Annotated in this window: 20 protein-coding genes; 17 read left to right on the top strand and 3 right to left on the bottom strand. The window is 71.7% G+C overall.

The features are described 5' to 3' along the window. Nucleotides 1-81 precede the first annotated feature (81 nt). From HD597_RS53835 to HD597_RS53825, 3 genes are all read left to right on the top strand, one after another. The gene (locus HD597_RS53835; protein WP_253755731.1) at nt 82-1389 is read left to right on the top strand and encodes an MFS transporter; all 1308 of its coding nucleotides are present in this window, start codon (nt 82-84) and stop codon (nt 1387-1389) included. 225 nt (nt 1390-1614) lie between these two features. Beyond that, on the top strand, nt 1615-1914 hold the full coding sequence (locus tag HD597_RS53830; RefSeq protein WP_253755729.1) for a hypothetical protein: 300 nt from the start codon (nt 1615-1617) through the stop codon (nt 1912-1914). Between the two features lie 194 nt (nt 1915-2108). Then, nucleotides 2109-2666, top strand: coding sequence for a DUF6461 domain-containing protein (locus HD597_RS53825; RefSeq protein ID WP_253755727.1), 558 nt, complete (start codon nt 2109-2111; stop codon nt 2664-2666). A gap of 1 nt (nt 2667) precedes the next feature. Here HD597_RS53825 and HD597_RS53820 read toward each other — a convergent pair whose 3' ends face one another. Then, nucleotides 2668-3429 carry an IclR family transcriptional regulator gene (locus HD597_RS53820; RefSeq protein ID WP_253755725.1) on the bottom strand — a complete coding sequence of 254 codons (762 nt, stop codon included), beginning with the start codon at nt 3427-3429 and terminating at the stop codon, nt 2668-2670. A gap of 68 nt (nt 3430-3497) precedes the next feature. On the opposite strand from HD597_RS53820, the gene HD597_RS53815 reads away from it, so the two are divergent. The 3 genes from HD597_RS53815 to dmpG are packed head-to-tail and all read left to right on the top strand — an operon-like array spanning nt 3498 to nt 6288. Then, nucleotides 3498-4322, top strand: a complete 825-nt coding sequence (locus tag HD597_RS53815) for a 2-keto-4-pentenoate hydratase (protein WP_253755723.1) — start codon at nt 3498-3500, stop codon at nt 4320-4322. Further along, the gene (locus tag HD597_RS53810) at nt 4319-5263 is read left to right on the top strand and encodes an acetaldehyde dehydrogenase (acetylating) (RefSeq protein ID WP_253755720.1); all 945 of its coding nucleotides are present in this window, start codon (nt 4319-4321) and stop codon (nt 5261-5263) included. Before HD597_RS53815 ends, HD597_RS53810 begins: the two co-directional genes overlap by 4 nt. Further along, nucleotides 5263-6288 carry a 4-hydroxy-2-oxovalerate aldolase gene (dmpG, locus tag HD597_RS53805; RefSeq protein WP_253755718.1) on the top strand — a complete coding sequence of 342 codons (1026 nt, stop codon included), beginning with the start codon at nt 5263-5265 and terminating at the stop codon, nt 6286-6288. The genes HD597_RS53810 and dmpG overlap by 1 nt, the downstream gene beginning before the upstream one ends. Before the next feature lie 10 nt (nt 6289-6298). Here the strand turns inward: dmpG and HD597_RS53800 are convergent, their stop codons facing one another. Further along, nucleotides 6299-6943 carry a TetR/AcrR family transcriptional regulator gene (locus tag HD597_RS53800; RefSeq protein WP_253755716.1) on the bottom strand — a complete coding sequence of 215 codons (645 nt, stop codon included), beginning with the start codon at nt 6941-6943 and terminating at the stop codon, nt 6299-6301. A gap of 171 nt (nt 6944-7114) precedes the next feature. Here HD597_RS53800 and HD597_RS53795 point away from each other — a divergent pair, with 171 nt between their 5' ends. The 8 genes from HD597_RS53795 to HD597_RS53760 all read left to right on the top strand — a co-directional run bounded on the left by HD597_RS53795 (nt 7115) and on the right by HD597_RS53760 (nt 14088). Further along, nucleotides 7115-8659 (top strand): bifunctional 3-(3-hydroxy-phenyl)propionate/3-hydroxycinnamic acid hydroxylase, encoded by a 1545-nt coding sequence (locus HD597_RS53795; RefSeq protein WP_253755714.1) that lies wholly within the window; start codon nt 7115-7117, stop codon nt 8657-8659. Between the two features lie 30 nt (nt 8660-8689). Next, nucleotides 8690-9622, top strand: a complete 933-nt coding sequence (locus HD597_RS53790) for a VOC family protein (protein WP_253755712.1) — start codon at nt 8690-8692, stop codon at nt 9620-9622. Then, nucleotides 9622-10467: an alpha/beta fold hydrolase gene (locus HD597_RS53785; RefSeq protein ID WP_253755710.1), complete on the top strand. Its 846-nt coding sequence runs from the start codon at nt 9622-9624 to the stop codon at nt 10465-10467. Before HD597_RS53790 ends, HD597_RS53785 begins: the two co-directional genes overlap by 1 nt. A gap of 141 nt (nt 10468-10608) precedes the next feature. Next, nucleotides 10609-11631 (top strand): zinc-dependent alcohol dehydrogenase family protein, encoded by a 1023-nt coding sequence (locus HD597_RS53780; RefSeq protein WP_253755708.1) that lies wholly within the window; start codon nt 10609-10611, stop codon nt 11629-11631. A gap of 248 nt (nt 11632-11879) precedes the next feature. Beyond that, nucleotides 11880-12086: a cold-shock protein gene (locus tag HD597_RS53775; protein WP_253755706.1), complete on the top strand. Its 207-nt coding sequence runs from the start codon at nt 11880-11882 to the stop codon at nt 12084-12086. Nucleotides 12087-12303: 217 nt separating this feature from the next. Beyond that, on the top strand, nt 12304-12534 hold the full coding sequence (locus tag HD597_RS53770; RefSeq protein ID WP_253755704.1) for a hypothetical protein: 231 nt from the start codon (nt 12304-12306) through the stop codon (nt 12532-12534). A 105-nt stretch (nt 12535-12639) separates the two neighbouring features. Continuing rightward, complete coding sequence (locus tag HD597_RS53765; RefSeq protein WP_253755702.1) at nt 12640-13029, top strand: hypothetical protein; 390 nt, start codon at nt 12640-12642, stop codon at nt 13027-13029. Between the two features lie 90 nt (nt 13030-13119). Further along, nucleotides 13120-14088, top strand: a complete 969-nt coding sequence (locus tag HD597_RS53760) for a threonine ammonia-lyase (protein ID WP_253755700.1) — start codon at nt 13120-13122, stop codon at nt 14086-14088. A gap of 131 nt (nt 14089-14219) precedes the next feature. Here the strand turns inward: HD597_RS53760 and HD597_RS53755 are convergent, their stop codons facing one another. Further along, entirely contained in the window at nt 14220-14897 is a 678-nt protein-coding gene (locus HD597_RS53755) for a DUF4386 domain-containing protein (RefSeq protein WP_253755698.1), read from the bottom strand. 116 nt (nt 14898-15013) lie between these two features. Between HD597_RS53755 and HD597_RS53750 the strand changes: the two genes are divergently transcribed. The 3 genes from HD597_RS53750 (at nt 15014) to HD597_RS53740 (ending at nt 20352) form a co-directional block, all read left to right on the top strand. Further along, nucleotides 15014-15826, top strand: coding sequence for a class I SAM-dependent methyltransferase (locus tag HD597_RS53750; protein WP_253755696.1), 813 nt, complete (start codon nt 15014-15016; stop codon nt 15824-15826). 138 nt (nt 15827-15964) lie between these two features. Then, the gene (locus tag HD597_RS53745; RefSeq protein ID WP_253755694.1) at nt 15965-17068 is read left to right on the top strand and encodes a hypothetical protein; all 1104 of its coding nucleotides are present in this window, start codon (nt 15965-15967) and stop codon (nt 17066-17068) included. 134 nt (nt 17069-17202) lie between these two features. Further along, nucleotides 17203-20352: an amidohydrolase family protein gene (locus tag HD597_RS53740; RefSeq protein WP_253755692.1), complete on the top strand. Its 3150-nt coding sequence runs from the start codon at nt 17203-17205 to the stop codon at nt 20350-20352. Nucleotides 20353-20356 lie beyond the last annotated feature (4 nt).

Genomic DNA, 20356 nt, shown 5'->3' with positions numbered 1-20356 from the left:
GCCGTGCACGCCGCGGCCAGGACGTCCTCGAGCCCAAGCTCGCCGACCCGGGATCCTCCTGCGCTGAATCCGAGGTCACCCATGTCATCCGCAACGCCGGCCGTCCTGCCGCGCCGCGGCTCGGCCGCCCTCATCGCGTCCGTCGTGCTCGCGTCCATCGGCAGCGGGCTGTTCATGCCGCTGTCGATCGTGTACTTCACCGCCCTGTCCAGCGTCCCTCTGCCGCTGCTGGGCACGCTCCTCGGCGCGGCCAACCTGATCACCGTCCCGATCCCGCTGTGGGCCGGTCTGCTGGCCGACCGGTTCGGCGCGCGTCCGCTGGTGATCGTCGCCCAACTCCTCCAAGCTCTGTCCTTCCTCGCCTACGTCCGGGTGCACGAGCCCGTCGGGATCTTCCTCGCCTCCTCGGTGGGAGCCGTCGGGGTCAGGCTCTACTGGTCGTCGATCTTCACGCTCATCGCCGACCATGCCGATCACCACCGCTCCGCCGGCAAGGACCTGTGGTACGCACGGGCCAACATCGCCCGCACGGTGGGGATCGGTGCGGGCGGGTTCATCACCGGCCTCGTCATCACCGACGGCCGCCCGGCCGCCTACCACGCGATCGCGTACGCCTCCTTCGCTTGTTTCCTGCTCGCGGCGCTCGCACTCGCGGCCCTGCTGCGCCTGCCGCACCGCCCGGACCCGGACGCGCCTCCCGTCGCCGGCTACCGCGCCATGGCCCGTGACCGGGCGTTCATGGGACTGACCGCGCTCAACGTCATCTACGCGCTGTCCACCCTCATGCTCGGGCTGGCGCTGCCGACCTTCATCAGAACGGCCCTGAGCGGCCCCGCCTGGCTGACCTCGGTGGTCCTGGTCGGCAACGCGGTGCTCATCACGGCGTCGGGCAGCGTGCTGACCCGCAGGCTGTCCGGCCTGCGCCGCACCCGAGTCCTGTGCGTCGCCGCGGCACTGTGGTCGGGGTGGGGCCTGTCCCTGGCGGCCATCGCCCAGGGTCGCGGCGCGTGGGCGGCGGCGGTGCTCGTCATCGCGACGCTCCTGTTCACCATCGCCGAGATCATGCACGCCCCGGCCTCGATGGCGCTCGCCGCCGCCATCTCTCCGGACCGGGCCCGCGGCCGGTACCTCGCGATGTTCCAGTACTCCTTCATCGCCGCCGAGATCATCGCGCCGATCTTCTTCACCACCCTGTTCGACCGGGGCCATGCCGTCCCCTTCCTGGCGCTCGCCGTGGCCAACGGCGTGGCGATCGTGTGCGGCATCAGGCTCGAACGGCACCTGCCACCGCACGCCCTGCACCCATCGCCGCAGCCGCCGCCCGGCGACCGCGATGGAGCGGCTGCCTCAGAGACGCCGTCCCGCAGCGGCGGGCGTGCCCCGGTGTAGCGGTGAGCCCAGCCGCCGCGCCGGGTCGCTGCAGGCGGGTGATCGCACGTTCCTGGTGACCCTGCGTGACCGGGCGAGTAGAGCAGTCACCTTCATCTAGTGCCCATCGCTGCCGGCGCCGACAATCGTGGCGGCAATAGTTGAAAGTTGCCTCAGCCCCTCATGAGTCAAGGGCGCGGCTGGAACGGCCGCCCTCCACGCTCTTCACGGAAGGGAGCAAGAGCAGTGCGAATCCTCATGCGCCGGCTCGTTCCGGCCTCTGTCGGGCCGGCCACCGCGGCCCTCGTGGCGTTCAGCGGGCCGCCCGCGTCCGCCGGCACCGCCGAGTTCTGGGAATCGTTCCGCGACCGGACAGCCGAGCTGGCGATCGCGGGCGCCGTCCAGGAAGCCACCATCTCGGCCACGGTCACCTCCGGCACTCTCGATGTCACCTGCGATCACATCGTCCCGCCGGTGGTGACCCCGATCACCGGCGACCCATGGTACAAGTGGAGCGCCTTCGTCCGCCTGCGCTGCACGGGATAACAGCGGATCGCCGTCGCCATGGCGGGGACCAGCGGGAGCAGCGCCCTGCCGGCAGCCAAGGCCCCTGCCATGGCTGATCCGCTACCGGTCGTTCCGGGGCCTCGTGGAGCACCACTTCGGCAGTTACCTGGCCTGATATCCGTGCGCCTCTGAGAAGATCGTCTCGATCGTCGAGCTTCGGGAGATTCACGGCCATGGTCAAGGCGATGGCAGCCACTTATGAGTGGCTGTACCAGGAGTTCACGGACGGCGTGGGCGATGCCTGGCTCTGCGCCGCCTTCGTGCGGGACGTGCTTCCGGGAGACGCTCTGCGCCGGATCGACGTAGTTCCGGGCAGCCCTATGGAAGGAGAGGGTTTCGGCGTCGCGGCCTATCGCGCCAAGGGCGGAACGGCCCTGGTCGAGTACGGATGGGGTGGCGTCCTGCGCGATCAAGCCGGCCTTCTGTCCGAGGGGTCGGCCGCCGCGACCGTGCGTGTGACGATCAAGGGAGCCGACTTCTCCTTCCATGAGAACGGCGACCTGATCACCACCTTCAGCCTGTACAGCTATCGGTTCCGAGAGGGCACGGATCCCGATCGCTTCCAGAGCGACGTCGCCGACCTCGGGCTCCACGGCGACGGCGACGAGCCCGGACACACCTCGGCGGCCCTGGCGCTCGCGGAGCGGGCCGCCGGCGTTCACCTGTCACGCGCGGCCTACAGCCGCACGCCGCTGGTCGGCTCGACGGTGCGTCTCCACCCTTACGTGTAGGTCACCGGAGGAGGTCGCGTCGGCTCAGGGTGCTGCCGAGCGCGGCCGCCGCCGCGCGTACCGCGACCGCCTGCCCCTCGGGCCGGAACCTCCCGGTGGGACCCGCCACGCTGATCGCGGCGAGCGGCTCGTCGTCGCGGCCCAGTACCGGCGCGGCGACGCACAGGAGCCCGACGGCCGACTCCTCCGCCTCGAACGCGACGCCGGTCTCCGCGACGCGCTGCAACTGGCTGCCCAGGATGCCGGGCGCGACCACGGTGTGCGGGGTGCGGCGTTCGAGCGGGCCGGTCAGCACTTCGCGCTGCAGGTCGGCGTCGGCGTACGCGAGCAGCGCCTTGCCGATCGCGGTGCAGTGCAGCGGCATGCGGCCGCCGGGGCGCGAGGGCGCTCTGGCCTGGCGGTGGCCGCCGATCTTGGCGATGTAGACGACGTCGTGGCCGTCTCGCACCCCGAGATGGACGGTCTCGTGGGTGCGTTCGTAGAGGTCCTGGAGGAACGGCATCGCCACTTCGAGCAGGCTGCGTTCGAGCGAGGCGAGCATGCCGAGCTCGAACAGGCCGCCGCTGAGCCGGTAGCCGCCGTCGGCGCGGTCGAGCAGGCGGTTGGCGACCAGGTCGCGTGAGAGCCGGTGCACGGTGGCCTTGTGCAGGCCGGTACGCCGCACCAGCTCCGCGAGGCTGACGACCCGGTCCTCCGGCCTGAAGGCACGCAGGATCGTCACCGCCTTGCCCAGGACGGTGTCGAGGTCCGCTGTCTCCGGCACACCTCCAGCGTATCGCTGAGCGAGACGATGTGCTGGTCGGCACCGCATCGTGCCTGCACTGTGGGGGTGTGAAAGAAACCACCGGACTCGCCGCCGCCGGCCGGCCCGAGATCGTCGCCGCGGTCGAGCGGCTCACCGGGGCGGCCGCGTCGGGCGTGCCCTGCGCCCCCGTGCGCGACCTGATCGGCCCGGACGACCTGGCCGCCGCGTACGCCGTCCAGGCCGCGCTGACCGAGGGCCGTCTCGCCGCCGGCGCCCGGATCGTCGGCCGCAAGATCGGGCTGACCTCGGAGGCGGTGCAACGGCAGCTCGGCGTCGACCAGCCCGACCTCGGCGTCCTCTTCGACGACATGGCCTACGCCGACGGCGACACGATCCCCGCCGGGCGGGTGCTCCAGCCACGGGCCGAGGCGGAGATCGCTTTCGTGCTCCGTTCCGACCTGGCCGGCGGGCCGCTCGACGCCCCGCAGGTCCGGGACGCGATCGAGTACGGCGTCGCCGCCCTCGAGATCTGCGGCAGCCGGATCGCCGGGTGGGACATCACCTTCGGCGACACGGTCGCCGACAACGCGTCCTCGGGCGCGTACGTGCTCGGCAGGCGGCGCCACGCCCTCGACGCGTTCGAGCCGAAGGACGTGGTGATGTCGATGAGCGTCAACGGCGAGGAGGTCTCCACCGGGACCGGCGCGGCCTGCCTGGGCGACCCGATCGAGGCGCTCGTGTGGCTGGCCCGCACCGCGTACGAGCTCGGCGAGCCGCTGCGCGCGGGGCAGGTCGTGCTCTCCGGCGCGCTCGGCCCGATGCGGCCGGTCTCCGCCGGCGACACCGTCACCGCCACCCTGTCCGGCCTCGGCACGGTGACGGCCCGTTTCACCGAAGGAGCAGCATCATGAGCAGGACGAAGGTCGCGATCATCGGATCGGGCAACATCGGCACCGATCTGATGATCAAGGTGTTGCGGGGGGCGGGGCACCTCGAGATGGGGGCCATGGTCGGCATCGACCCCCGGTCGGACGGCCTGGCGCGCGCCGCCCGGCTCGGCGTGCGGACCACGTACGAGGGCCTCGACGGGCTCATCGGGCTGCCGGACTTCGGCGAGATCGAGATCGTCTTCGACGCGACCTCGGCCAAGGCGCACGAGGTCAACGCCGCCAGGCTCGTCCCGCTCGGGAAACGGCTGATCGACCTGACCCCGGCGGCGGTCGGACCGTACGTCGTCCCCGCCGTCAACCTGGAGGAGCATCTCGACGCGCCCGACGTCAACATGGTCACCTGCGGAGGCCAGGCCACGATCCCGATCGTCGCCGCCGTCAGCCGGGTGGCCCCCGTCGAGTACGCCGAGATCGTCGCCTCGATCGCGTCGAAGTCGGCCGGCCCGGGCACGCGCGCCAACATCGACGAGTTCACCGAGACCACCTCGGGCGCCATCGAGCAGGTCGGCGGGGCACGCCGCGGCAAGGCCATCATCGTGCTCAACCCCGCCGAGCCATCGCTGATCATGCGGGACACGATCTTCTGCCTCGTCGCGGCGCCGGACCCGGCCGTACGCGAGGAGATCCGCCGCTCGGTCGAGAAGATGGTCGCGGACGTCGCCGCCTACGTCCCCGGCTACCGGCTCAAGCAGGAGGTGCAGATCACCGAGGTCCCCCCGGACCAGCCGGTCGGCACGCTCCTCGCCGGCGGCGCCGCCCGGCCCACCCACCAGGTGTCGGTGTTCCTCGAGGTCGAGGGCGCCGCGCACTATCTCCCGGCCTACGCCGGCAACCTCGACATCATGACCTCCGCCGGCCTGCGGGTCGCGGAACGCATCGCGGCACGGAAGGCGGGCCTCTGATGGGTACCCCGATCTTTGTCCAGGACGTCACGTTGCGCGACGGCATGCACGCCGTACGCCATCGGGTCGGTCTGGAGGACGTCAAGCGCATCGTCACCGCGCTCGACCGGGCCGGCGTGGACGCCATCGAGGTCGCGCACGGCGACGGCCTCGCCGGAGGGTCGCTCAACTACGGCCCCGGGTCGCACACGGACTGGGAGTGGCTAGAAGCCGCGGCGTCGGTGCTGGTCAACGCCCGCCTCACCACGCTCCTGCTGCCGGGCGTCGGCACCGTGCACGAGCTGAAGCGCGCCTACGACCTGGGCGTCCGCTCCGTCCGCGTCGCCACGCACTGCACCGAGGCCGACATCTCCGCTCAGCACATCGCCGCGGCACGCGAGATCGGCATGGACGTGGCCGGATTCCTGATGCTCTCCCACATGGCCCCGCCGCGGGAGCTGGCCCGGCAGGCGAAGCTGATGGAGTCCTACGGCGCGCACTGCGTCTACGTGACCGATTCCGGCGGCCGGCTCACGATGAACGACGTGGCCGCGCGGGTCCGCGCGTACCGCGACGTCCTGGACCCGGGGACCGAGATCGGCATCCACGCTCACGAGAACCTCTCGCTGTCGGTCGCCAACTCCGTCGTCGCGGTCGAGAACGGCGTCCGCCGGGTCGACGCGTCGCTGGCCGGTCACGGCGCGGGTGCCGGCAACTGCCCGCTGGAGGCGTTCATCGCGGTGGCGGATCTCTCGGACTTCGAGCACCGGTGCGACCTGTTCCGGCTCCAGGACGCCGCGGACGACCTCGTCCGCCCGCTGCAGGACCGCCCGGTGCGGGTCGACCGGGAGACCCTCACCCTGGGGTACGCCGGCGTCTACTCGTCGTTCCTGCGCCACGCGGAGGCCGCCGCCGCGCGGTACGGCCTCGACGTCCGCGACATCCTCATGGAGTGCGGGCGCCGCCGGCTGGTGGGCGGCCAGGAGGACATGATCGTCGACATCGCGCTCACGATCGCCGCCGCGCGCGAGCCGCGGACCGCCTGACAGGGGCGCCTCAGCGGCGCGCGATCACCGCCTCGCCGATCGCCACCATGGCGTCGGCGAGCTGCTCCATGAACTCCGAGACCGGCTTGCCGTCCTCGGACTGCAGCGAGACGAACGCGCCGTCGAACCCGGCCATGCCGAAGTGGGCGAGGGCGCCGGCGACCGCGTCCGCGGTGTCCTCGCCCTCGCCGGCGAACGACGAGCGGATCATGTGCCGCATGTAGTCGCGGCCCTCGTCGCGGACCGCGATCACGGTGTCCATCGCCTCCCGCGCCTCGGCGGCCTCGCGGCTCATCACGAGCACCAGCAACAGCCGGAGGAACTCCTCCCGGTGCACGAAGACCTCGCCCGTCTTCTGCAGGTACCACCCGAGGCGCTCCCGCGGCGTGCCGCCCTCCGGTGGGTCGCGGTGGGCCTGGCGCATGGCCTCGAAGAACCCCTGCGCCCCCTGGGCCATGACGGCGGAGAGCAGCCCCGCCTTGGACTCGAAGTGGTGGTAGAAGGCGCTCTTCGGCAGGCCCGTCTCCTTCACCAGCGTCGAGATCGACGTGCCGGCGTAACCGCGCACGGACATCACCCGCGCCGCCGCGTCGAGGATCTCCTGCCTCGACCGGCGGCCGCGGCGGTTCCCGGTGTGCGCCTCCTGCGTGTCCACGTGTCGAAGTCTAGGGAGCCGCGGACGGCGGCTCGGCCCGGCGCCGTGGGAGATCTTCCGAACGGCTCTTGACATGTCGCCGCAGGTCATTGTTACCCTCCTCACTATTGGACCGAACGTTTGGTCCAAAAGTGCCGCAACGAGCACGGGCGGCCGAGAAGGAGTCAGCGCATGACCGAGAGTTACGATGCGGACGTCGCGATCGTCGGATACGGCCCGACCGGCGTGATCGCCGCACTCACCCTCGCCAGGTACGGCGTCTCCGCCGTCGCCCTCGAGCGGGACAAGGACCTCTATCCCCGGGCCCGGGCCGTGACCGTCAACGACTGGACGATGCGGATCTTCCAGGACCTCGGCATCGACGAGCGGATCGAGAAGAAGATCGATCCGCAGCGGGCCCTGCGGTGGGTGACCTACGGCGGCACGGAGATCATGCGGATCGAGCACCCGCCCTCGACGCTGGGCCGCAGGCCGCGCTTCTACAACATCTACCAGCCGACGATGGAGACCGAGCTGCGCGCGGCCGCCCAGGAGCGCGGCGACCGCGTCACCGTCCACTACGGCGCCGAGGTCACGGGGATCGGCCAGGACGCCGACGGCGTCACCGTCACCTCGACGGACACCGCGACGGGCGAGATCCGCACCACCCGCGCCCGGTACGCCATCGCCGCGGACGGCGGCGGCAGCACGACGCGGGGCAAGGTGGGCTGCCGCCTGCTGGGCGACACCAACGACGTCACGTGGGTGGTCATCGACTGCCGCGTCAAGCGGTGGTGGCCCGACCGGGACTTCTTGACCTTCTGGTCCGACAAGGAGCGGCCGGTCGTCGACATCGCGCTCTCGGCCGGCAACCACCGCTGGGAGATCCCGCTCAGGCCCGACGAGTCCCCCGCGGACTACCCGACCAGCGCCGAGGTGTGGCCGCTGCTGAAGGCGCTCGGCGTCACCGAGGACGACGTCGAGATCCACCAGCACGCCTTCTACAGGCACCACGTCCGGATGGCCGACACCTGGCGCAGCGGCCGGGTGTTCCTGGCCGGGGACGCGGCCCACCTGATGCCGCCGTGGGCCGGCGCCGGGATGCAGACCGGGATGCGCGACGCCCACAACCTGGGCTGGAAGCTCGCCCGCGTGATCAAAGGCGAGCTGCCGGAGAGCTGGCTGGACACCTACGAGGCGGAACGCCGCCCGGACGCCGCCTTCTACACCGGGCTCGCGGTCCAGCTCGGGCGGGTCATCAAGCAGGAGCTGTCGCGGGAGGAGCAGGCCGCGATGAACGCGGTCCCCCAGGACACGGTCACCCCGTTCGAGCCGCCGCTCACCGCTCCGCCGGTGCTCCAGGGCGGATGGATCAGGGGGCCGCTGGGCGACGCCAGCATCGTCGGCCGGATGGTCCCGCAGCCGATCGCCGGCGACGCCGTCGGCCGGATGACGCGCCTGGACGACCTCCTCGGCGACGGCTTCGTGCTGCTGGGCGACGACGTCGACCCGGCGACCCTGCTGACGGCGCAGGAGAGGGCCGGCTGGGACGCGCTCGGCACCCGTTACGTCGCGGTGCGGCCGAAGAGCGCGTACACGCGGGGACCGGACGAGCTGGTCGACCTCGACGAGGTCCTCCTGCCGTGGCTGCGCAGGTACGGCGCCCGCGCCGTGGCGCTCCGCCCCGACAGGTTCGTCGCCGCGGCGGACGTCAGCGGTCTCGCCGTCCCCGCCTGAGCTCGATCATCTGAGAAGGAGAGAAGAGGAATGTTCGGAGTCAAGGAGCTCGGATACGTCGTCTACGAGGTCGGCGACCTCGCGGACTGGGAGCACTTCGCCGTCGAGCTGCTGGGCATGCAGGTCGCGGAGAAGATCGACGGCGGCTTCACCCTGCGCACCGACGAGAAGGCCCACCGCTGGATCGTCACCGAGGGGCCCGCCGACGACCTGGTGGCCACCGGCTACGAGGTCTCGGACGCCGCCGCGCTCGACGCGCTGGTCGGGCAGGTCCGCGCTGCCGGGGTCGAGGTCACGGAGGGCGACGCCGCCCTGGCCGCCGCCCGCAAGGTCGAGCGCGTCTTCGTCACCGCCGACCCCATGGGCAACCGGGTCGAGCTGGTCACCGGCCTCGCCGACGCCGCCACGCCGTTCGAGTCCGCGAAGCTGCTCGGGGGGTTCGTGACGGGCGCCGGCGGCGCGGGCCACCAGGTGCTCCTGGCGCACGGCGTGTCGCGGGAGGCGTACCTGCACTTCTACCTCGACCTGCTCGGCTTCAAGATCAGCGACATCATCGTCGAGGAGCTGGCCCCGGGCGTGGTCGCCGACCTGATCTTCCTGCACTGCAACGGCCGTCACCACACCGTGGCCTTCGGCGACCTGCCGTCGCCGAAGAAGACCCATCACTTCATGGTCGAGGTGACCGACATCCGCGACGTCGGCCTGGCCTACGACCGGTGCATGGACGCCAGGCAGCCGTTCGAGATGACGCTCGGGATGCATCCGAACGACCACATGTTCAGCTTCTACGTCTTCACCCCCTCGGGTTTCAGCATCGAGTACGGCTGGGGCGGGCTGATCATCGACGACGAGACGTGGGAGGTGAAGACGCTCGACAAGCTGCACAGCTGGGGCCACCGCTCCCCGGGCGTCGTCGCCGGGCTGCTGGTCGCCGCGCCCGTACCGAACGAGGAGGCCAAGTGATGGCACTCGACCCCAAGGACCTCGCGCGCACCGTCCAGACCGAGGACTGGAAGCTCCGCTACTACGAGGCGGGCTCGGGCCACCCGGTCGTGCTGCTGCACGGCAGCGGCCCGGGCGCGACAGGGTGGAGCAACTTCGCCGGCAACATCGAGGCGCTGGCCGAGCGCTTCCACGTCCACGCCGTCGACATGCCGGGCTGGGGCGAGTCCGACGCGGCGACCGTCGACCGGCTCGACCACGTGGAGGCGGCGATCCAGTTCCTGGACGCCCTCGGCATCGAGCGGGCCGCGTTCGTCGGCAACTCGATGGGCGGGCAGACCTCCCTGCGGCTGGCCACCGAGCACCCCGGCCGGATCTCGCACCTGGTCACCATGGGGCCGCCGGTCGGCCGGACGCCCACGCTCTTCGGCGCCGGCGACGGCCCGTCCGAGGGCCTGAAGGTGCTGATCGAGGCCTACCGCGACGCGAGCCCGGAGAACATGCGCCGGCTCGTCGAGATCATGGTCTACGACAAGGCGCGGTTCGCCACGCCCGAGCTGTGCCAGGCACGATCGGACGCCGCGCTCGCCCGTCCCGACCACCTGCGCAACTACGTGGACGGCCTGCCGAAGGGCGCCCCGCTGCCGAAGTGGGTCAGGCCGGAGCTGCTGCCGGCGATCCAGGCGCCCACCCTGCTCATCCACGGCCGCGACGACCGCGTCGTCTCCTTCGAGACCTCGCTGTACCTGCTGGCCAACATCCCGGACAGCCGGCTGGTGGTGCTCAACCGCTGCGGGCACTGGGCGATGATCGAGCACGCCGACGAGTTCAACCGGCTGGTCGCCGACTTCATCGCGAACAACTGACCGGACGGGCAAAGCAACCTTACGGACACGGCCATTTTCTCGCCGGGCGCGGACCATCCGGGGCGCTGGCGGTAACAGGGCGTCTGAGGGGCGGGAGCGACCGCCGCGGAAGCAGACGGAGACGTCCGAAGGAGATCCACCATGCGCGGTGCAGTTCTGTACGCCCCAGGCGACGTCCGCGTCGAGGACCGCCCGGACCCGGTGATCGTCGAGCCGACGGACGCGATCATCCGCCTGACCGCGACGTGCATCTGCGGATCGGACCTGTGGCCCTACCGCGGGGTGGACGCGGCCGAGGGGCCCGCGCCGCTGGGGCACGAGTACGTCGGCGTGGTGGAGGAGGTCGGCGGCGAGGTCACCACGATCCGGCCGGGCCAGTTCGTGGTGGGCTCGTTCTGGGCCTCCGACAACACCTGCGAGATCTGCCGGTCGGGCTACCAGTGCGCATGCGTGCGGCGGGTGCTGATGGGCACGATCGGCACCCAGGCGCAGCTCGCGCGGGTGCCGCTGGCGGACGGCACGCTGGTGGCGACCCCCGGCATGCCGGAGGCGGACCTGGTGCCCAGCCTGCTGGCCGCCTCCGACGTGCTGGGCACCGGCTGGTTCGCGGCCGCCGCGGCGCAGGCGGGGCCGGGCAGGACGGTGGCCGTCGTCGGGGACGGCGCGGTCGGGCTGTGCGGGGTGCTGGCCGCCAGGCAGCTCGGCGCCGAGCGGATCATCGCGATGAGCCGGCACGCGCCGCGGCAGGAGCTGGCCCGCCGGTTCGGCGCCACCGACATCGTCACCGAGCGCGGCGACGACGGCGTCGCGGTGATCAGGGAGATGACCGGCGGGCTGGGCGCGCACAGCGTCCTGGAGGCGGTCGGCACCCAGGAGTCGATGTTGCAGGCCATCCGCGCCACCCGCCCCGGCGGGCACGTCGGCTTCGTCGGGGTCGCCCATGACGTGGCGCTGCCCGGTGACCTGCTGTTCGACTCCGTGGTGCACCTGCACGGCGGCCCCGCGCCGGTGCGTCAGTACCTGCCCGAGCTGATCGACCTGATCTGGAGCCGCACCATCGACCCGGGCAAGGTCTTCGACCTGGCCCTGCCCCTGGACGAGGCGGCCGAGGGGTACCGGGCGATGGACGAACGCCGCGCCATCAAGGTGCTCCTGCAGCCCTGACCCTCCCCCGGTCCGTGCCGAGTGGACTGCGACGACACAGATTTTCTTGAGCGAGGATCACCGGAAAGTGTGCTAGCCTGATGAGCGTTGCAGTTATGGTACCCATAAAGACTTTATGCGCGCCTGTAGATTGATCGACGGGCGCGTTTCTGTTTTCCGGCTTTTCCGGATGGGCTCATCGCGGCGGCACGAGATTCACGAGGTGTGAATTCTCCAGTTTTTCCCGGCACTGTCTGAAGGAGATCGACATGGCCACCGGCACCGTCAAGTGGTTCAACTCGGAAAAGGGCTTCGGCTTCATCGCGCAGGACGGCGGCGGCGCCGACGTCTTCGCCCACTACTCCAACATCGTCGCCAACGGTGGCTACCGTGAGCTGACCGAGGGGCAGAAGGTGTCCTTCGACGTCGTCCAGGGCCAGAAGGGCCCGCAGGCGGAGAACATCGTCACCGCCTGACCTGGCACATCACGAGGCCGGGTCCGCGCTCAGGCGCGGGCCCGGCCTTCGGGTCCCCACCCCGCCGTCTCCCCGCCGCCACAGGGCCCCGACCGGCCCCGTCACCGTCGCGCGGAGCCCGGCGCGCACGGCCCGGCCGCCCCCGCCGGACCCGAACGGGACGGGCACATTTCCCATCGGGGTCGATTTATTCGCCGCCGGGGCGCATACTTGCCCAATGAGACGTACTTCTCCGGCCGGTCGGCGGCGCCTGCCGGGCAGCCCCTTCGACACCCCGGAAATACCTCCCCCGCCTGTCGAGCAGTTCGCGGCCGGAGACCGGGTGAGCCATGACAAATACGGCCTCGGCCGAGTTCTCGCGGTCGATCAGGATGACGCTGTTCTCATCGATTTCGGCGCGGCCACGTATCGAATCGCCTCACCGTACGCCAAACTCGTGAAGCTGTGACGGGCGCCGCGCCTCCCCGGTGCTCTCGTCGCCGGCCGGTCCTGCGACAGTTCGGGAGGATTCATCATCATCAGCGAGCCCAGCGTGCGCGGCACGCACCGTCGCGTGGTCGAAACCGCGATCTTCGGCATGGGCGACCAGTCCCACCCTGAGACAGCCCGATGGACGTGCCCCCACGGGCGGCACGTCGGCCAGGGCTGCGTGCCGTGCTACCGCGCCGCGACCGCGCCCGACCCGGCCCTGCCGCTGTGGGCCGCCGTGGTGTGGTTCACCTCGCCCCGGCCCATCCCCATCAAGGTCCTGCACGACGTGCACCGCCATGGCCGCCACTTCGCCCTCGACCAGCCCTCGACCCCCCTGGTCTTCCTCCTCACCGGGCAGGCGCGCGCGGCTGAGGGCGTGGAGGCGGTGGCGGGCCTGGTCGGCTTCCTCCTGCAGAGCCGCGGCGCCGTCGACGACTTCACCGTGACGGAAGTACGCGCCACCCGCTACTGACGCGCCGGCACCCCTCGAACGACGTCGGGATCCCGGCCTCCGGCTCTCCCGTTGATCTTCCCGTACGGCGCGGCGCTACGCTGCTGTGTCATGCAGGGGACCCGCCTCGACACCGCCCGGATCCGGGCCGCCCGCCGGCTGATCGACCCCGTCTTCCTCGACACCCCGCTGTACCGGTGCGAGGCGCTGGAGCCCGCCCTCGGGTGCTCGGTGAGCATCAAGCTGGAAACGGCGAACCCGGTGCGCAGCTTCAAGGGCCGCGGCACCGAGGTGGTCGCGAGCCTGCTCGCCGAGCACGGCCGGCGAGCCGTGGTGTGCGCCAGCGCGGGCAACCTCGGCCAGGCCCTCGCCTGGTCCGGCCGCAGCCGGGGGCTCGACGTCACCGTCGTGGCGTCCCGCTCCGCGCCTGTGGCCAAACTCGATCGCATCCGCGCCCTGGGCGCCCGGCTGGAGCTGGTGGACGGCGACTTCGACCGGGCTCGCGAGCGGGCGGCGGACCTCGCGCGGCACGACGGCATCCGGCTCGTGGAGGACAGCCTGGACCTCGAGACCTGCGAGGGCGCGGCGACCATCGGCCTGGAGCTGGTGGAGAGCACGCCGCCGTTCGACGCCGTTCTGATCGCACTCGGCGGCGGGGCGATGGCCACCGGCGTGGGTCACGTGATCAAGGCCCTGGCGCCCGGCGTCGAGGTGATCTGCGTCCAGCCGGTGGGCGCGCCCGCGATGACGTACTCCTGGCGGGAGCGGCGGGTCATCACGACCGAATCGACCGACACCATCGCCGACGGGGTCGCCGGCCGGTGCCCGATCCCGGCCGTCCTGGACGATCTCCTGCTGGTCGCTGACGACGCCGTCCTGGTGCGGGAGGCGTCGATCGTCGCCGGCATGCGGATGCTGCTTCACCACGGCGGGCTCGTGGTGGAGCCGTCGGCCGCGCTCGGGGTCGCGGCCATCCAGGAGAATCGTGACCGCTTCGCCGGCCGGCACGTGGTCACCATCGTGTGCGGCAGCAACGTCGACGTGGACGCCTATCACCGCTGGGTCGGCGCGACCTCCTGACTAACGGGAGCGGGCAGCGAGCCGATCGGCCACCATGCTCCATCCCGTCGGAGTCGCTCCCGCTCCACGGTGCTGATCTCCAGCGGGAGAGGGCGTCCGCGACCAGGTGCACGTCCTCCCGCAGGGTCGCCTCATCGTCTCCCATGACGATCAGCGTAGTCAGGGCGAGCCGCCGGGGTCAGACCTCTGGTCATCAGCCAGACGGCCAGGACGAGGGTCTGCAGGGCCAGCGGCGCGTTCATGGTCAGGTAGAGCGGCGTGACCACGCCGGTCACCTGGGAGAGCACCAGGAAGCTCGCCGTCATCGCCGCTCCCGTGCCGAGGAGTCCCCATGCGGACAGCCAGCGCGGGACGAGCCGCGACCGGTGCAGGATGCGGAACAGCAGGAGGTCTCCGAGGCCGAGGGCGAGGATCAGCGCGACGTGGTTGACCAGGTCGCGGGCCGTGCGCAGCAGCTCGCCCAGCGTCTCGACGCCGGGGGCGGCCGAGGCGTGTTCCTGGCCCAGCACGAGGAACAGGGGCAGGATAATCACGCCCGCCAAATGGAATGTCGCCGCGATCAGCCTGAATCCAAGGAAGCCCGGAGCGAGCGCTGCGCTTTCCGCCCGCAATGCCGGATACAGGCAGAGCGCGAATCCGACATAGGCGGGAATCATGACGAACTGGGCTATGGCGCCGAGGATGAACTGGCTCTCGTGTGCGGGAATGAGAGCGAGATAATCCGGCTCCTCAAGAGCGGGGACGACACTCAGCACACCGGCGAGCATGCCGGCGATGAGCAATGCGCCCGCGAGCCTGTCCGTCTTCATGGTGAATCCTCACGCGTTCCAAAGCCAGACTTACACATGTAAGGACGGTATCCCTTACAGGTGTAAGGCGGCAAGACCTGCTTGTCTAGTGGGCGCTTGGTCACTATGGTGGGCGCATGCCCACTTCATCGCATGAGCACCTTCAGGCGCACCAGGCTAGGCAGATCGCGGAGTCGTTCGGCACGGACGCCGAGCGCTACGACCGGGCCCGGCCCTCCTACCCCGACGCCCTGGTGGAGCGGATCGTCGCCGCCGCCCCCGGGCCCGACGTGCTCGACGTCGGCTGCGGCACCGGCATCGAGGCCCGGCAGTTCCAGGCGGCCGGCTGCACGGTGCTGGGCGTCGACCCCGACGCGCGCATGGCGGAGGTGGCCCGGCGCGGCGGGATCGCGGTCGAGGTGGCCACGTTCGAGGCGTGGGATCCGGCGGGCCGCTCGTTCGACGCGGTCGTCGCCGGACAGTCCTGGCACTGGGTGGACCCGGTGGCGGGGGCCGGCAAGGCGGCGCGGGTGCTGCGGCCCGGCGGGCGCCTGGCGCTGTTCGCGCACGTGTTCAACGCTCCGCCGGCCATCGCGGAGGCCTACGCCGCGGTCTACCGCCGGGTGGTGCCCGACTCTCCGTTCAGCGACCAGGCGCCGGGGCACGCCCTGGCCGTCTACGAGGCGATGTTCGCCAAGTTCGCCGACGGGATCCGGGAGGCCGGCGGGTTCGGCGAGCCGGAGCGGTGGCACTTCGCGTGGGAGCAGCCCTACACGCGTGAGGAGTGGCTGGATCTGCTGCCCACGACCGGCGCGCTGACCCGGCTCCCCGCGGACAAGCTGGCCGAGGTGCTCGACGGGGTCGGAGCGGCCATCGACGCGATCGGCGGCCGCTTCACCGTGCCCTACACGACGCTGGCCGTCGTCGCGGCGCGCAGCGGCGCCGCCTGAACGGACTTACTCCCGCATCTGCCGGCAAATGCGCTGATCAGGGACCCGTAACAACGTCAAAAAGGCTTCACGCCAGCGGTGGATCGAGCATCCTGAGCATGGCACTCACCGCCTGCCCCCCTGCGTGAAGAGGTCCTCGTGACTCGGTATGCCATCGACGACGCCTGCAACGCGCTCGTCGCCTCATGGAGCACCGGCATCGGCGACGCCGCCGCCGTGGTGACCGAGCTCCCCCGTACGGAGCTCGACCGGCAGCAGCTGCGCCGGCTCGCCGCCGACCTGACGGCCCTGTCGCAGCTCTGCTGGCGGTCCTACACGCATCCGGCCAGCGCGGCCGACCAGCACGGGCCCGACAGCGTCGGCCGGCGCAGGCAGCAGGAACGCGACGCCTTCGCCACCGTGCTCCCCCTGCTGATCGACGCCGGGCAGGCCGCGGGCGAGCCGGTCGGCACCAAGGTCGGGCGGGCCGCGCAGGCCGTCGCGCGCACCCTGCGCTCGCTCGACACCCCCCAGCTCACCACACAGATCGCCGCCGACGTGGCCACCGAGCTGGCCGCCGTCGAGCAGGCCGAGCTGGGCGACCTGTCCGACCGGGCCGAGCAGGCCGTCGCGCTCAGCCGCGAGGACGCCTCGCCCCTGCAGATCTCGCAGGCCGACACCCTCCTGCGGGCGGACCCGTTCGGCTGCCCGGCGCTGCTGACCCAGATCGACCCCGCAGCGGCCGCCGTCGCCGCCGCCCACTGGTTCCACGCCGCCGTCACCGTCGCCGCCCGGCAGGCCGGCCTGCACCCCATCCAGGTCGTCGCCTCGGCCGAGCAGCACGGCAAGCCTCTGGCCGTCGAGAGCCTCACCGAGATCGCCTCCTTCATCACCGCCGGCGGCCGGCCCCGGCACGTGGTCATGCCCCTGATCCGCACCGCCCTGAACGTCGGCGAGGGCCACCTGCGCGGTATCACCGGCCTGCACGAGCGGGTCACCGCCGCCAGGGAGCTCCTCGACAAGACCCACACCGACCATCCCGACCTGGACCTCTCCCCTGACACCGTCCACGTGCCGCTGACCCCGCTCAACCCGGCCCGTCCCGCCCCGGACCTGCTGGACAACCTCCTGAACGGCATGCAGACCTGCTGGCACACCTACCAGCACAGCCGGCGGGACGAGCTGCCGCGGGAACAGCTCCGTCACGCCTTCCTCACCGCGGTCCGGCAGGAGGCGCACGCGCAGGGCGAGCGGCTGCTCTAGCCCGCGCGAGGCGAACGGCCTGCTCGCGCGGGCCTGCCCTTGACCGATCCTTCTGACCAACGTATGCACTGCGTAGACGAAGATCCGTGTCAAGCGCGATCTCCCGACGATCGCGTGGGTGGAGGGAAGCCCCGATGTCACCTGACGCTCCTGGCTCGACCGGCTCGCTGTCCCGCCCGACCCGCCGGGCCGTCCTGGCAGGCGGCGCCGGTGCCGCCCTGACCGCCGCGATCGGCCCCGTCGCGGCCTCCCCTGCCAGGGCCGGCGCGGCAGGCAGGACCTCCGTCGCGACCGGCACCGACTTCGCCGTCGCGCCCTCGCCCGACGGCCGCCGGCTGGCCATCGACCTGCTCGGGGTGTTGTGGATCTGCTCCGCCTCGGGCGGCACCGCCCGGCGTCTCACCAGCGATCTGTACGACATCGCCCAGCCCGACTGGTCCCCGGACGGCTCCGCCCTCGTCTTCCAGTCGTACCGCGACGGCGTCTTCAACCTGTGGACGATCCGGCCCGACGGCTCCGGGATCAGGCAGCTGACCAAGGGCCCGTTCGACCACCGCGAGCCCCGCCACAGCCCGGACGGCCGCACCGTCGCCTACTCCTCCGACGTCGGCGGCAGCTACGGCATCCACCTGCTCGACGTCGCCACCGGAGCCTCGCGCGCCCTCACGGACACGCCCAGCGAGGAGTACGAGCCCGCCTGGTCACCCGACGGCGCCAGGATCGCCTTCGTCGTCGCCGACACCAGGATCGACGTCGTCGAGGTCGCCACCGGCGCGCGCAGCACCGCGGTGACCGTCCCCGCGGGCCAGGTCATCCACCAGCCGTCCTGGCTGCCGAACGGGACCGACCTCGCCTACCACCTGTTCCGCGCGGGCCTGAACGAGCTGGCGAGCACCGCCGGCCCCCTCGTCACGGGTGAGGAGGTCTTCCCGTTCCCGGCCAGGTTCGTCCCGGACGGGCGCTACTTCTACACCTCGGCCGGCGCCATCAGGACCCGCCGCCTCGGCTCCGCCTCCGCCGGCACGGTCGGCTTCACCGCCGCGCTGACCACCACGACCCCGAAGTACCGGAAGAAGGCCCGCGTGTTCGACGCGCCCGGCTCGTTCCCCGTCGTCGGGATCGGCAGCCCGGCCGTGTCCCCGGACGGGTCCACGGTGGCGTTCCGCGCGCTCAACGACATCTACCTGATGCGGATCGGCGGCACCCCCCGGCCGCTCTTCCGCGACCGCTGGTGGAAGGCCGACCCGGATTTCTCCCCTGACGGGCGGAGCCTGGCGTTCGTCACCGACCGCACGGGGACGCTGAACATCTGGGTCCGCGACCTGGCCACGGGCGAGGACCGGCAACTGACCCGGCTGACCGACTCCGCCGCCCTGTCCGTCAGGTGGTCGCCCGACGGCAGGGAGATCGCCTACCTGGACCAGGACGGCGGCCTGTGGGTCCTGGACGTCGCCACCGGCGACCTCCAGAAGGTCTTCAACGCCACCTTCGAGCCGGGCCGGCCGACCTGGTCGCCCGACGGCAGGACGATCGCGCTGGCCGCCGTCGTGCCGTACTCGCGGCGCTACCGCGAGGGACTGTCCAAGATCCTGCTCGTGGACCGGGCCACGGGCGCGGGCACGTACGTCGATCCCGCGCCGCACCGCTCCCTGCAGACCCGGGGCGACGACGGCCCCGTCTGGTCACCGGACGGCAGCATGCTCGCCTTCGCCATGGAGTCGCTGATCTGGGTGCTGCCCGTGGACGGCGCCGGCCGCCCCACCGGCCGCGCCCGCCAGGTCACCCGCGAGGTGTCCGACGCGCCCGTCTGGGCGGGCGACTCGGCCACGCTCCTCTACCTGAACGGCGGGCGGCTGCGGAGCGTACGCGTGGCCGGCGGGTCCGCCCGCACCGTCCCGCACCGCCTGACCTGGCGCAACGACCCCGGCCCCGAGCAGGTCGTGGTGCACGCCGGCCGCATGTGGGACGGCGTGTCCGCCACCGTCGCCCGTGACGTCGACATCATCGTCCGGGGCCAGCGCATCACCGCCGTCGAGCCGCACCGGGACGGCCGCCCCGGCACCCTGGTCGACGCGAGCGACAGGTTCGTCATGCCGGGCCTGATCGACATCCATCACCACCGCGAGATGCAGGGCTACGCCTACGGCTCGCGGCAGGGCCCGCTCTGGCTGGCCCTCGGCATCACCACGACCCGTTCACCGGGCTCCCCCGCGTACCACATGGTCGAGGAGCGGGAGTCGGTGCAGTCGGGCGCCCGGCTCGCGCCGCGTTACCTGGGCACCGGCGAGGCCGTCGACGGGCCGCGCATCTACTACAACTTCATGCGGCCGACGTTCACCCATGACCAGTTGCGGCTGGAGCTGGAGCGGGCGGCCGACCTCGACTACGACCTGATGAAGTGCTACGTGCGGCTGCCGGTCGCCTGGCACCGGGAGGTCATCGACCGGGCGCACCGCCAGGGCAGGCCGGTCACCTCGCACTACCACTACCCGGCCATCGCCATGGGCGGCGACCAGACCGAGCACGTCGGCGCCACCAGCCGGTTCGGCTACTCGCGCACGGTCACGAACGTCGGCACCGCCTACTCGGACGTCATCGCCATGTTCAACGCCTCGAAGATGGCCAGGACGCCCACCCTGTTCAACTCCACCGCCCTCTACCGGGAGGACAGCTCGCTGGCCTCCGACGAACGCGTCCTGCGCCTCTACCCGAACTGGCGGATGGCCGCGCTCAGGGCCACGGTCGCCACCGCCCAGAACGCCGACCCGGCGGCGATCCAGGTCACGCTGCGGAACCTGGCCAACCAGGTCGCCCAGCTCGCGGCGATGATCCGGGGCGGCGGCGTGGTCACGGTCGGCACCGACGCGCCCATCGACCACGTCGCGGTCAGCCTGCACATGAACCTGCGGGCGATGGTGAGGCACGGCCTCACCCCGCTGGAGACGCTCACCGCCGCGACCAGCGTGTCCGGCGAGTTCCTCGGCCAGCCGCTGGGCAGGATCGGCAGGGGCATGTACGCCGACCTGGCCATCGTCGACGGCGACCCGCTCGCCCGCATCGAGGACGCCGCCAACGTCACGGCCGTCCTCGTCGGCGGCAGGCACCATACCGTCGAGCGGCTACTCGCGCCGTACCCGTCCGCCACCGCCACCGACCAGCCCGCCCTCGTGCCCTCCGGCAGGGTCAGGGAGCCTGTGCCCGCGCACGCGAGCACCGCGGCCTACTGGTGGAACGAGCCCGCCGAGCTGGGCAGGGCTCGCCTCTCCTGCTGCCACGACGCGTAGGCGG

It is taken from the genome of Nonomuraea thailandensis (assembly GCF_024172165.1).
Taxonomy (GTDB): Bacteria; Actinomycetota; Actinomycetes; order Streptosporangiales; family Streptosporangiaceae; genus Nonomuraea; species Nonomuraea thailandensis.
The sequence above is the reverse complement of the archived record's forward strand: the minus strand, read 5'-3'. Positions and strand labels throughout refer to the sequence as shown.